This is a genomic window from Mitsuaria sp. WAJ17 (genome assembly GCF_014174515.1).
Lineage (GTDB): Bacteria > Pseudomonadota > Gammaproteobacteria > Burkholderiales > Burkholderiaceae_C > Roseateles_B.
The window spans coordinates 78,038-90,716 of record NZ_JACJUG010000015.1 but is presented as its reverse complement, the minus strand read 5'-3'; the positions used below and the strand labels follow the sequence as shown (position 1 = coordinate 90,716).

General features: G+C 66.7%; 14 protein-coding genes. 11 read left to right on the top strand and 3 right to left on the bottom strand.

The features are described from left to right. Positions 1–11 precede the first annotated feature (11 nt). From H5407_RS13885 to H5407_RS13850, 8 genes are all read left to right on the top strand, one after another. A complete protein-coding gene (locus H5407_RS13885; protein ID WP_183105050.1) occupies positions 12–1,655 on the top strand; it encodes a CTP synthase in 1,644 nt (547 codons plus the stop codon). 13 nt (positions 1,656–1,668) lie between these two features. After that, positions 1,669–2,526, top strand: coding sequence for a 3-deoxy-8-phosphooctulonate synthase (gene kdsA, locus H5407_RS13880; RefSeq protein WP_183105049.1), 858 nt, complete (start codon positions 1,669–1,671; stop codon positions 2,524–2,526). A 57-nt stretch (positions 2,527–2,583) separates the two neighbouring features. Next, on the top strand, positions 2,584–2,874 hold the full coding sequence (locus H5407_RS13875; RefSeq protein ID WP_183105048.1) for a DUF1330 domain-containing protein: 291 nt from the start codon (positions 2,584–2,586) through the stop codon (positions 2,872–2,874). Positions 2,875–2,972: 98 nt separating this feature from the next. Beyond that, positions 2,973–4,259, top strand: coding sequence for a phosphopyruvate hydratase (gene eno, locus H5407_RS13870; protein ID WP_183105047.1), 1,287 nt, complete (start codon positions 2,973–2,975; stop codon positions 4,257–4,259). Between the two features lie 129 nt (positions 4,260–4,388). After that, positions 4,389–4,658 carry a septum formation initiator family protein gene (locus H5407_RS13865; RefSeq protein WP_183105046.1) on the top strand — a complete coding sequence of 90 codons (270 nt, stop codon included), beginning with the start codon at positions 4,389–4,391 and terminating at the stop codon, positions 4,656–4,658. A gap of 13 nt (positions 4,659–4,671) precedes the next feature. After that, positions 4,672–5,310 (top strand): nicotinamide riboside transporter PnuC, encoded by a 639-nt coding sequence (pnuC, locus tag H5407_RS13860; protein WP_183105045.1) that lies wholly within the window; start codon positions 4,672–4,674, stop codon positions 5,308–5,310. 9 nt (positions 5,311–5,319) lie between these two features. Continuing rightward, complete coding sequence (locus H5407_RS13855; protein WP_183105044.1) at positions 5,320–6,030, top strand: AAA family ATPase; 711 nt, start codon at positions 5,320–5,322, stop codon at positions 6,028–6,030. A 180-nt stretch (positions 6,031–6,210) separates the two neighbouring features. Beyond that, positions 6,211–7,950: a bifunctional UDP-sugar hydrolase/5'-nucleotidase gene (locus H5407_RS13850; RefSeq protein WP_183105043.1), complete on the top strand. Its 1,740-nt coding sequence runs from the start codon at positions 6,211–6,213 to the stop codon at positions 7,948–7,950. 63 nt (positions 7,951–8,013) lie between these two features. On the opposite strand, the gene H5407_RS13845 is transcribed toward H5407_RS13850, so the two are convergent. Continuing rightward, the gene (locus tag H5407_RS13845) at positions 8,014–8,967 is read right to left on the bottom strand and encodes an Hsp33 family molecular chaperone HslO (protein WP_183105042.1); all 954 of its coding nucleotides are present in this window, start codon (positions 8,965–8,967) and stop codon (positions 8,014–8,016) included. A gap of 169 nt (positions 8,968–9,136) precedes the next feature. After that, positions 9,137–9,661, bottom strand: a complete 525-nt coding sequence (locus tag H5407_RS13840; RefSeq protein ID WP_183105041.1) for a gamma carbonic anhydrase family protein — start codon at positions 9,659–9,661, stop codon at positions 9,137–9,139. A 110-nt stretch (positions 9,662–9,771) separates the two neighbouring features. Between H5407_RS13840 and H5407_RS13835 the strand changes: the two genes are divergently transcribed. The 3 genes from H5407_RS13835 to H5407_RS13825 all read left to right on the top strand — a co-directional run bounded on the left by H5407_RS13835 (position 9,772) and on the right by H5407_RS13825 (position 12,005). After that, positions 9,772–10,548 (top strand): ferritin-like domain-containing protein, encoded by a 777-nt coding sequence (locus H5407_RS13835; protein WP_255501241.1) that lies wholly within the window; start codon positions 9,772–9,774, stop codon positions 10,546–10,548. Positions 10,549–10,606: 58 nt separating this feature from the next. Then, positions 10,607–11,506 carry a DMT family transporter gene (locus tag H5407_RS13830; protein WP_183105039.1) on the top strand — a complete coding sequence of 300 codons (900 nt, stop codon included), beginning with the start codon at positions 10,607–10,609 and terminating at the stop codon, positions 11,504–11,506. A 313-nt stretch (positions 11,507–11,819) separates the two neighbouring features. Further along, positions 11,820–12,005: a hypothetical protein gene (locus H5407_RS13825; protein WP_183105038.1), complete on the top strand. Its 186-nt coding sequence runs from the start codon at positions 11,820–11,822 to the stop codon at positions 12,003–12,005. Between the two features lie 139 nt (positions 12,006–12,144). On the opposite strand, the gene H5407_RS13820 is transcribed toward H5407_RS13825, so the two are convergent. After that, positions 12,145–12,603, bottom strand: coding sequence for an Lrp/AsnC family transcriptional regulator (locus H5407_RS13820; protein ID WP_310737650.1), 459 nt, complete (start codon positions 12,601–12,603; stop codon positions 12,145–12,147). Positions 12,604–12,679 lie beyond the last annotated feature (76 nt).

Below are 12,679 nucleotides of genomic sequence, written 5' to 3'. Positions count from 1 at the left end.
CGCTGCAAGACATGACCAAGTACGTCTTCGTCACCGGCGGTGTGGTGTCCTCCCTCGGCAAGGGCATCGCATCGGCCTCTCTGGCTGCCATCCTCGAATCGCGCGGCCTCTCCGTCACCCTCATCAAGCTGGATCCCTACATCAATGTGGATCCGGGCACGATGTCCCCCTTCCAGCATGGCGAAGTCTTCGTCACCGACGACGGTGCCGAGACCGACCTGGACCTGGGTCACTACGAGCGTTTCATCACCACGCGGATGAAGCGCAGCAACAACTTCACCACTGGCCAGATCTACAAGTCGGTGCTGGAGAAGGAGCGCCGTGGTGACTACCTGGGCAAGACGGTGCAGGTGATCCCGCACATCACCAACGAGATCCAGGAGTTCGTCAAGCGCGGCGCTGGCGCCGGCATGCCGGATGCGGTCGATGTGGCCATCGTGGAGATCGGCGGCACGGTGGGTGACATCGAGTCCCTGCCCTTCCTGGAAGCCGCGCGCCAGATGAGCCTGAAACTGGGCCCCACGAACACCGCCTTCGTGCACCTGACCTACGTGCCCTGGATCGCCGCCGCCGGCGAGCTCAAGACCAAGCCCACTCAGCACACGGTGCAGAAGCTGCGCGAGATCGGCGTGCAGCCCGACGCCCTGCTGTGCCGTGCCGACCGCCGCATCCCGGACGACGAGCGCGAGAAGATCTCCCTGTTCACCAATGTGCCCGAGTACGGTGTGATCTCCATGTGGGACGTCAACACCATCTACAAGGTGCCGCGCATGCTGCATGAGCAGGGTCTGGACCAGCTGATCTGCACCAAGCTGCAGCTCAACACCAAGTCCACCGACCTCAAGCGCTGGGACAGCCTGGTCTACGAGGTCGAGAACCCCAAGACCGAAGTCACCATCGCCATGTGCGGCAAGTACACCGACCTGTCGGACTCGTACAAGTCGCTCAACGAGGCCCTGCGCCACGCTGGCATCCACAACCATGCCCGCGTCAACATCGAGTACATCGACTCCGAGCTGCTGGACCGCCAGAACGTCGCGCAGCTGGCCAGGTTCGATGCCATCCTGGTGCCCGGCGGCTTCGGCAAGCGCGGCGTGGAAGGCAAGATCCTGGCCGCGCAGTACGCCCGCGAGCACAAGGTGCCCTACCTGGGCATCTGCCTGGGCATGCAGGTCGCGACCATCGAGTACGCCCGCCACATGGCCGGTCTCGAGGGCGCGAACTCTACTGAGTTCGACCCCGACGCTCCGCACAAGGTCATCGCCCTGATCGACGAATGGCAGGACGCCGACGGCTCCATCCAGAAGCGCGACGAGAAGAGCGACCTCGGCGGCACCATGCGCCTGGGCGCCCAGAGCTCGGACGTCAAGCCCGGCACCCTGGCCCATGACATCTACGGTCCGGTCGTGACCGAGCGCCACCGCCACCGCTACGAGGCCAACGAGCACTACCTCGACAAGCTGCAGGCGGCGGGCCTGGTGATCTCGGCCATCACCCAGCGCGAGAAGCTCACCGAGATGGTCGAGCTGCCGCGCGAGGTGCACCCCTGGTTCGTCGGCGTGCAGTTCCACCCCGAGTTCAAGTCCACCCCCTGGGACGGCCATCCGCTGTTCACCGCCTTCATCAAGGCGGCCCTGGGCCACAAGAAGGCCTGAAGGAAGCCAGCCCATGAAGCTCTGCGGATTTGATGTCGGGATCGACAGGCCTTTCTTCCTGATCGCCGGCACCTGCTCGATCGAGAGCCTGGAGCTCTCGCTGGATGTGGCCGGCCAGCTCAAGGAAGCCTGCTCGGCCCTGGGCATCCCTCTGATCTACAAGGGCTCCTTCGACAAGGCCAACCGCTCCTCGGGCAGCAGCAAGCGCGGGGTCGGCATGGACGCCGGCCTCAAGATCCTGGACGAGGTGCGCCGCCAGCTCGGGCTGCCCATCCTGACCGATGTGCACGACGAATCCCAGGTGGCCCCCGTGGCCGCCGTGGTCGATGTGCTGCAGACGCCGGCCTTCCTGTGCCGCCAGACGGACTTCATTCGCGCGGTGGCCAAGTCGGGCAAGCCGGTGAACATCAAGAAGGGCCAGTTCCTCGCGCCCTGGGACATGAAGAACGTCATCGACAAGGCCCGCGAAGCCGCCCGCGAAGCCGGCCTGCCCGAAGACAGCTTCCTGGCCTGCGAGCGCGGCGTGAGCTTCGGCTACAACAACCTGGTTGCTGACATGTGCAGCCTGGCCGAGATGCGCAAGTCCGGCGCCCCGGTGGTGTTCGACGTAACCCACTCGGTGCAGAAGCCCGGCGGCCAGGGCGCCACCAGCGGCGGTGCCCGCGAGATGGTGCCGGTGCTGGCCCGCGCCGGCGTGGGCGTGGGCGTGGCGGGGCTCTTCATGGAGACCCATCCGCGCCCGGCCGAGGCCTTCTCGGACGGCCCCAATGCCGTCCCCCTGAACCGCATGCGGGCGCTGCTGGAGCAGCTCGTGGCCCTGGACCGCGTGGTCAAGAGCCAGCCCCTGCTGGAGAACGACTTCTCCGCCTGAGCCCACAAACCCCGGCGCGGCCTGCACAGTCCGCGCCGCTTTTCTTCAAGGATGCCCATGCCCGCCGCCTTTGTGATTGCCGACGTCACCGTGACCGATGCCGAACAGATGGCCAAGTACCGGGAATGGAGCACCAAGGCCATGCAGGAGCATGGCGCCGAGATCCTCGTGCGCGGCGGCGCCATTGAGGTGCTGGAAGGTGACTGGCAGCCCACCCGCCTGGTGGTGCTGAAGTTCGCTGACCACGCCACCGCCCGTGCCTTCTACGATTCCCAGACCTACCGGCATGCCCGGACCCTGCGCGAGAACGCCAGCGTCATGCGCATGCTGATCGTTGACGGGGTGTAAGACCCTGACCTGCGATTGTTCAGCGCGCGTAACCTTTTGCTGGCACCATGCGCGCCGAACGTAACTAAGTTACCAACTTCCTACCGGAGACCTTCTCAATGAGCGCCATTGTTGACATCGTCGGACGCGAGATCCTGGACAGCCGCGGCAACCCCACCGTGGAGTGCGACGTGCTGCTGGAATCGGGCGTGATGGGCCGCGCGGCTGTGCCGAGCGGTGCTTCCACCGGCTCGCGCGAAGCCATCGAACTGCGTGACGGCGACAAGACCCGCTACCTGGGCAAGGGCGTGCTGAAGGCCGTCGAGCACATCAACACCGAGATCAGCGAGGCCGTGCTGGGCCTGGACGCCTCCGAGCAGGCCTTCCTGGACAAGACCCTGATCGACCTCGACGGCACGGAGAACAAGAGCCGCCTGGGCGCCAACGCCATGCTGGCCGTCTCCATGGCCGTGGCCCGCGCTGCGGCCGAAGAGAGTGGCCTGCCCCTGTACCGCTATTTCGGCGGCATGGGCGGCGTGCAGCTGCCCGTGCCCATGATGAACGTGATCAATGGCGGCGCCCACGCGAACAACTCGCTGGACCTGCAAGAGCTGATGATCATCCCCGTGGGCGCCCCCAGCTTCCGCGAGGCCCTGCGCTGGGGCGCCGAGGTCTTCCACGCGCTGAAGAAGATCATCGACGGCAAGGGCATGTCCACCGCCGTGGGTGACGAGGGTGGTTTCGCCCCCAGCGTCGAGAACCACGAGGCCGCCATCCAGCTGATCCTGGAGGCCATCGACAAGGCCGGCTACACCGCTGGCGAGCAGATCGCCCTGGGCCTGGACTGCGCCGCCAGCGAGTTCTACAAGGACGGCAAGTACGTGCTGGAAGGCGAAGGCGGCATCTCGCTGACGGCCGAGCAATGGACCGACATGCTGGCCACCTGGGTCGATAAGTACCCCATCATCTCCATCGAGGACGGCATGGCCGAAGGCGACTGGGACGGCTGGAAGCACATCACCGAGCGCCTGGGCGCCAAGGTGCAGTTGGTGGGTGACGACCTCTTCGTGACCAACACCAAGATCCTGAAGGAAGGCATCGACAAGGGCATCGCCAACTCGATCCTGATCAAGATCAACCAGATCGGCACCCTGACCGAAACCTTCGCCGCCATCGAGATGGCCAAGCGTGCCGGCTACACCGCCGTGATCTCGCACCGCTCGGGCGAGACCGAGGACTCCACCATCTCGGACATCGCCGTGGGCCTGAACGCCGGCCAGATCAAGACCGGCTCGCTGTCGCGCTCGGACCGCATGGCCAAGTACAACCAGCTGCTGCGCATCGAGGAAGACCTGGGCGACATCGCCGTCTACCCGGGCCGCGCTGCCTTCTACAACCTGCGCTGATCCCGCGTTGGGGCTTCGTGCCCGAGGCCACCCGATGACACGCATGGCCCCGCACCCCTTGGTGACGGGGCCTTTTTCATGGACATCCCGCAAGGCGACCGTCCGCGGACTGCCTTACACTCGCCCCTCGTGAAAGTCCTCGCGCTCATCCTCGCCGCCTTCCTCATCGCCATCCAGGGCCAGCTCTGGTTCGGCAAGGGCGGTCTGGCTCGTGGCGTGCAGTTGCGCGCCGAGCTGCGCCAGCAGCAGCTGGCCAATGAGCAGGCCCAGGCGCGCAATGCGCTGATCCAGGCCGAGCTGCGTGACCTGCGCGAAGGCCTGGAGATGGTCGAGGAGAAGGCCCGGTTCGAGCTGAGCATGGTCCGCCCCGACGAAATCTACGTCCAGGTCCATCGCTGATCCGCCCCTGCCCATGGACGCCCTGCTCGCCTGGCTGAGCCCCCTGTTGCTGCCCGCCGTCGAGGCTTTCGGCAGCCCCATCACCTGGCTGGAGCTGGTGGCCTTCGTGCTGGCCGTCTGGATGGTGATCTGCAATATGCGCGTGCAGGTGCTGGGCTGGCCACTGGCTCTCGTCAGCTCCCTGTTGTACTTCCTGCTGTTCTGGTCCGGCAAGCTGTACGGCGAGGCCACGCTTCAGCTGGTCTTTGCGGTGCTGGCACTGTGGGGCTGGCTGCAGTGGCTGCGCGGGCGCACGGAGGACGGCCGGGCCTTGTTCGTACGGCGCCTGGAGCAGCGCCAGCTGCTGCAGGCCGTGGGTCTGACCCTGCTGGCCTGGCCCCTGCTGGGCCTCTACCTGGCCCGCTATACCGACTCCCCTCTGCCCTACTGGGACGCCTTCCCCACCGTGGCGAGCTTGCTGGGCCAGTACCTGCTGGGCCGCAAGTACCAGGAGAACTGGGGCGTGTGGGTGGTGGTCAACGTGGTGTCGGTGGCGCTCTTCGCCTTCAAGGGCTACTGGCTGACGGTGCTGCTGTACGCGGGCTTCATCCCCATGTCAGTCGCCGGTTGGCGGGCCTGGTCGAGGGAGTTGCGGGCCCAGCCTGCCAACTGAGCCCCTGCCATGCCTGCCCTAAGGATCGCGCTGCTGGGTGCCGAGAGCACGGGCAAGAGCACCCTCGCCCGCGCCCTGCAGGAGACGCTGCCGTCCCTCACCGGCCTGCGCGTGGCCCGTGTCGATGAATACCTGCGCGAATGGTGCGCGCGTGAGGGCCGCACGCCCCGCCCCGACGAGCAGCGGGCCATCGCCCAGGAGCAGGAACGCCGTGCCGACGCACTAGCGGGCAGCCACGACCTCGTGCTGTCCGACACCACGGCGCTGATGACCGCCCTCTACAGCGAGCACCTGTTCGACGACCGCAGCCTGAGCCCCTGGGCCCACGAAGCGCACCGGCGCTACCAACTCAGCCTGCTGATGGCGCTGGACCTGCCCTGGGTGGCGGACGGCCTGCAGCGTGACGGCCCCCATGTGCGCGAGCCGGTGGACCGCCTGCTGCGAGGCTGGCTTCGCATGCAGGGCCACGCCTTCGTCGTCATCCAGGGCCAGGGCCCGGACCGGCTGGCTCATGCCCTGGACGCGCTGACGCCCTTGCTGGCCCAGCACGCGAGCGGGGCACCGCCTGCGGCGGCGCCCACGGGCCTGTTCAGCCGCCTGATGGACCGTCAATCACGCTTGCCCGGCAGCACGCGCTGGACCTGCGAACTCTGTGATGACCCGGGCTGTGAGCATGCCCTGAAATCGACCTCGTCGCCCCAGAGGCGCGGCCGCTCCTGAGAAAGGCGCCGCGCGCAGCCGCTGTCGCGCCGACGCGGAGCCCCGAGCCACCATCTGGCGCACTTCTTGACGCACGGGCGCTCGCCCTGCACACTGGCCGCCGAACGCGGCAAACGTTTGGCATTCGCTGGAATGCCGAGCAGCCGCCCTCGTCCAACCCCTGAGCGTCCGCGAAGTTCCATGATTGCCCCAGCTGCCCTGCAAGGATCCCGTCCCGCATCCCTGTGCCTGTCCTGGCGCCCCACCCTGGCCGCTGCCCTGGTCGCCCTGGTCCTGGCTGCCTGCAGCACAGCGCCCCAGCAATCACCGGCCGCCAAGGCCAGCACGCCTGCCTCCGATCTCGTGCCGCTGCGCATCCTGGCCATCAATGATTTCCACGGCAACCTGAAGCCGCCGGCAGGCGGTATCCGCATCCGGGACCCGAAGCAGCCGGACGCCTTCATCGACGTCGATGCGGGCGGTTCGGAATACCTCGCGACCGCGGTGACCCAGGCCCGGGCCGGGCACGCCAACCACGTCTTCGTGGCCGCGGGCGACCTGGTGGGGGGCTCCCCACTGCTGTCCGCCCTCTTCAACGACGAGCCTGCCATCGAATCCCTGTCCGCCATGGGGCTGGCCCTCAGCAGCGTGGGCAACCATGAGTTCGACGCCGGCCTGGACGAGTTGCAGCGCCGCCAGCATGGCGGCTGCCATCCCGAAAAGGGCTGTCAGGGTCCGACGCCATTCAAGGGTGCGGCCTTCCAGTACCTTGCGGCCAGCACCATCGCGACAGCCACCGGCAAGCCCATCTTCCCCGCCTATGCCATCCGCCATTTCGACGGCATTCCCGTGGCCTTCATCGGCCTGACGCTCAAGGGCACGCCGGGCATCGTGGTGCCCAGCAGCGTCAAAGGCCTGCGCTTTGACGACGAGGCCGAAACCGTCAACCGCCTGGTGCCCCAGTTGCGCGCCCAGGGCGTGGAGGCCATCGTGGTGCTGATTCACGAAGGAGGCTTCCCCGCCGGGGACTACAACGAATGCCCGGGCATCTCCGGCCCCATCGTGAACATCGTCAAGCAGCTGGACCCGGCGGTGGACCTGGTGGTCAGCGGGCATACACACCGCGCCTACAACTGCCGCATCGCCGGCCGCCTGGTCACCAGCGGCGACAAATACGGCACCATCGTCACGGCCATCGACGTGCAGTTGGACCGCAAGACCCGCGACATCGTCGGCACCTCGGCCGAGAACCGCATCGTCCGGCACGACCAGTTCGCCCGTGACGCCACGCAGACTGCGCTGATCGCCGGCTACGAGTCCAAGGCCACCGCCATCATCGACCGGCCCGTGGGTCGCATCGGCGCCAGTTTCACCCGCGAGGAGGATGCCGCCGGCGCCACCACCATGGGCCAGCTCGTGGCCGATGCGCACTGGTCCGCCACGCGAGCACCCGAGGACGGCGGCGCGGACTTTGCCATCACCAATATCGGCGGCGTGCGTTCCAGCCTGCTGTTCAGCGGCGACGGTTCGGTCAGCTTCGGGCAGGTCTACACCACCCAACCCTTCAACAACAATCTGGTCGTGATGCAGCTGACCGGTGCGCAGCTGAAGGAGGCGCTGGAGCAGCAATGGATCGGCCAGCCCAAGTTCCGCCCGCTGCAGCTTTCCGAAGGCTTGCGCTACGCCTATGACGCCACCCGGCCCGTTGGCGACCGGGTCCTGCCAGGCAGTCTGCAACTGCGCGGCCAGCCCTTGCGCATGGAGGCCAGCTACAAGGTCGGGTTGAACATGTTCCTGGCCGCCGGCGGCGACGGGTTCCCGGCCTTCGCGCAAGGGAAGATCCTGCAGCGCAGTGTTGTGGACCACGAGGCCCTGGTGAATTACCTGCAAGCCCATCCTGGCCTCAAGCCGGCCCCGCGCGACCGTGTACAGGCGCGCTGAAGATAGCGCCACGCACGGCAAAAGGCCCGTCGATGACGGGCCTTTTTCATGGTGACGACGTGCTCACTGCAGGGTCTGGCTGCCACCCGCACTGGGGGCCGCGAACAGGCCGCCCACGTCCACCGCATCGAACCGGTACTGCGCGCCGCAGAACTCGCAGTCGACCTCGACCTCGCCGCGCTCCGCAACCACGCCTTCCACCTCCTCACGGCCCAGGCCGGCCAGCATCTGGCCCACGCGCTCGCGCGAGCAGGTGCAGGCAAAACGCGGACGCAGGGGCTCGAAGCGGCGCATGTCCTCCTCCCAGAACAGGCGGCGCAGGATGGTCTCGGCATCCAGGCTCAACAGCTCCTCGCTGGTCAGCGTGGCGGCCAGCATGGCGATGCGGTTGAAGTCCTCATGGTCGCCGATCATCTCGCCGCGGCCCGGCTGCCCCTGCAGATTGGCCTCACCCTCGACGGGCATGCGCTGGATCAGCAGGCCGGCCGCCATCTCGTCGTTCGCGGCGAGGATGAGGCGGGTGTCCAGCTGCTCTGACTGCAGCATGTAGTGCTCCAGGGCCTCGGAGATCCGGTGCAGCGGCTCGCGCCGGTCGCCATGCAGGGGCACCACGCCCTGGTAGGGCTGCATGCCGGGCATCTTGTCCTTGGGGTCCAGCGTGATGGCGCATCGGCCCTGGCCCAGCACGTTGACCATCATCTCCAGCGGCGCGTCATCCGCCACCTCGCCGATCACCTTGGCCGTGGACCGGTAGCTCAGGTCATGCTGGACCTCCACCACGGCCAGCTTGACCGGGCCGTCGCCCATCACCTGCAGCACCAGGGCGCCGTTGAACTTGATGTTGGACTGCATCAGCACGCCTGCCGCCGACATCTGGCCCAGCAGGCTGCGCACCGCCGGCGGGAAGGCTTTGTCGCCGGGGCGGCGGGCCAACAGCTCCTTCCAGCTGTGGGTCAGTCGCACCAGCATGCCGCGCACGGGCAGGCCTTCGAACAGAAATTTATGCAGTTCACTCATGGTCTTGAGCCCCTCCAGCCCCTTCGTGAGGGGCCGGGGACGTCCTTGCAGGTTTCGGAAAAACAAAGTCCCGGCGCCGCAGCGTCGGGACAACCGCGGCGCTTGAGCCCCGCGGCAACGATGCATATGGGGCCCGCCACGCTCAAAGCAAGCACCCCCGGGCCGACGCTCAGCGCAGGCGCTTGAGCTCCTTGGCATAGCGCTGCCCATTGCCCACGTAATGCCGCGCACTGGCGGCCAGCCCGGCGACCTGTTCCGGGCGGAGCTCCTTCACCACCACGGCAGGGCGGCCCATGATCAGGCTGCCGTCCGGGAATTCCTTGCCTTCGGTCACCAGGGAGCCGGCGCCAACCAGGCAGTTCTTCCCGATGCGCGCACCATTGAGCACCACCGCGCCGATGCCGATCAGGGAGTTGTCCCCCACCGTGCAGCCGTGCAGCATGACCTGGTGACCCACGGTGACGTTCTCACCCAGCACCAGGGGAAAGCCGGTATCGGCGTGCAGAACCGAGCCATCCTGGATATTGCTGCCGCGGCCGATGGTGAGAGTGTCGCTGTCTCCGCGCAGCACGGCCTGGAACCAGATGCTCACGTCCTCGGCCAGGCTGACTCGCCCGATGACCTCGGCGCTGTCGGCCACCCAGGCCGTGTCGGCCACTTCGGGCACATGCTCGCCCAGCTGATAGATCGCCATCGAGGCACTCCTTGTCCGGGGGCCCACTGCGGGTGCCGTCCGTTCTCGCTTTGTCAGGCGTCAGGCCAGGGCCCGACGGCAAAGCGATAATTTTAAGGATGGAAACACGCATGAGGGCACTCGCTGTGCTGGCCGAGCCCGATCCGGCACTCAAGGCTGCCGCGGCCACACAACTCCGGGCCGATTTCCTGGCCGGCGCCGCGCTGGACACCGAGTCCCGCCTGCTTCCCACCCTGCCCCTGCCCGGCCGCCCCGCCCGTCCGGCACTGAAGGAAGCGCTGCAAGTGCCCAGCCGCTCGCCCTTCACGGTCGAGGGCCGGGCCGCGCTGATCCATGCGATCTGCCATATCGAATTCAACGCCATCAACCTGGGGCTGGACGCCGTCTGGCGCTTCCCCGGCATGCCGCGCGAGTTCTACGCCGACTGGCTGCAGGTGGCGGCCGAGGAAGCCCTGCACTTCAGCCTGCTGCATGAGCATCTGCAGACCCTGGACCACCACTATGGCGACTTCGACGCCCACGACGGCCTCTGGACCATGGCCGAGCGCACGAAGGACGACGTGCTCGCCCGCATGGCCCTTGTGCCGCGCACCCTGGAGGCCCGCGGCCTGGATGCCACGCCACCCCTGCAGGCCAAATTCCGCAAGGCCGGGGACGAACGCGCCGTGGCCATCCTGGACATCATCCTGCGCGACGAGATCGGCCACGTGGAGATCGGCAACCGCTGGTACCGCCACCTGTGCCTGGCACGCGGCATGGACCCGATCGCCTGCTACCCGGCCCTGGTCGAGCGCTACCAGGCACCCCGGCTGCGTCCGCCTTTCAATTTCGAGGCCCGCAGCGCCGCCGGCTTCAGCGAAGCGGAACTGGACTATCTGCGAAGCTGAGCCCAGGCGCCTCGCTATGATGCGCGGCTCCCCAGACCGCTCCTGAAGCGCCGCCGCCGTGACCCGCATCCAAGCCAATCTGCTGTTGACCGTCATCGCCCTGATCTGGGGTTCGGCCTTCGTGGCCCAGAGCCAGGGCATGGCGCATATTGGGCCGATGATGTTCACCGGCGTGCGCTTCCTGGTGGGCTCGCTGGTGGTGCTGCCGCTGGCCTGGCGGGAGCAGCGCCAGCTGAGCGCCCAGGGCGCTGCCCTGCAGCGCCGGGACTGGCACAAGATCGCGGCGCTGGCCTCGCTGCTGCTGCTGGGCGCGGCCATGCAGCAGATCGGCATCGTCAGCACCACGGTCACCAATGCCGGCTTCCTGACTGCGCTGTATGTGCCCCTGGTGCCGGTGCTGGGCTGGCTGCTGCTGCGCCATGTGCCGCACTGGTCGGTTTGGCCAGGTGGCCTGGCCTGCTTGGTGGGCGCCTTCCTCCTATCCGGCGCCCATGAGCTGAAGATCGGTCTGGGCGATGCCTGGGTGATCGCCTCCTCACTGCCCTGGGCCGTGCACGTGCTGATGGTGGGCCGGGTGGCGGACCGCATGAACGCGCCCTTCTCGGTGGCCTGCGGCCAGTTCTTCCTTGTGGGCCTGGCTGCGCTGGCCTATGCCCTGGCCTTCGAGCCCTGGAGCTGGACCGGCCTGCGCGAGGCCGCGGGCGCCATTCTCTACACCGGCGTGATGTCGGTGGGCGTAGCCTTCACCGCCCAGGTGGTGGCCCAGCGCTATTCGCACGCGGCAGACGCGGCCATCATCCTGTCCTCGGAAACGGTGTTCTCGGCCGCCTTCGGCTACCTGCTGATGGGCGACCGCCTCAGTGCGGCTGGCCTGGTGGGCTGCGGCCTGATCCTTGTCAGCATGCTGGGCGTGCAAATGCTGCCCATGCTGGCGACCCTGAGGCGAGAGCGCGTCTGAAACCCTGAAGTTCGTTTACTGAACTTCTCTGTTTCAAATAGTCACGCCTCTGACAACCCGACATCAATCCATGCAAAAAAGTTCGGGTTAACCCGAAACATTGTCATAGGGTTTTCACGGATCTCTGCGATACTTCTTCCTGTGACGCCCTGGAGGGCATCACAAGGCCTAAGGCGCCGGACTGATCCCGGTGCCGACACGCCAGGCGGGTGTCGCATGTGGACGTGCCCATCCGACTGGTGAGAGTGGCAGCTGTAGGGCTACTCACGAGGTCTTCTCACCCCACCGTCCAACAGACACGATGAGAAGCTCCATGTTTGCATTCAAGAAGTTCCTTCCCCCGGTGACCACGTCTTTCGTCGCCGGCCCGACTGCCCTGGACGCCGGCGGCAATCTGTCTTTCGAACCCGTCTCGGCCGGCAAGGTCGAGGAAGTGATGATCGTCGCGATGCTGGCCTTCTTCGGCCTGAGCTCCGTCATCGCACTCCTGGCGGCCTGATCGCCCTGTCTCTGAAGTCAAGGCGGGCCCAATGCCCGTCTGCCCTGCCTGAACGGACCCTTGCGGTCCGTTTTGCTTTTCCATGCGCCCCAACCGTCGAAGTCTGCAAAGAGTCCGATCAGCGCAGGCCGTAGGGGGCTCATAACGCATATGCCGTCGTCTTCTTGATGGTTCGCAGCACCAGCATGCTGTTGGACCTGGCGACCTCGGGCAGTTGCATCAGCACATGGGTGTGGAAGCGCTCCAGGTCCTCGGCGTCCTTGTAGGCGAAGCGGATCACGTAGTCGTTCGTGCCTGCCACATAGAAGCAGTCCAGGACGTCCGGACTGTCCAGCACGGCCTGCTCGAAGGCGGCCAGGGCTGCGGTGGTCATGCGCTCCAGATTGATGATGGTGTAGCTGGTGCCCTGCTTGCCCACGGCTTTTGGGTTCACCAGCGCCACGTACTGGGCGATCACCCCACTGTCCTCCAGACGCTTGACCCGCCGCAGGCACGCCGAGGGCGACAGGTGCACCCGCTGCGCCAGGTCCTGGTTGGACAGGCGGCCGTCCGTCTGCAGCTCATTCAGAATGGCGCGATCGATCGAATCCAATTGCACTTCAGAGCTCATCATTCGAATCCAATGCGAATTGGAGGCCATCCTATCGCATGAAATTGCAAATCCAAGGGTTTGC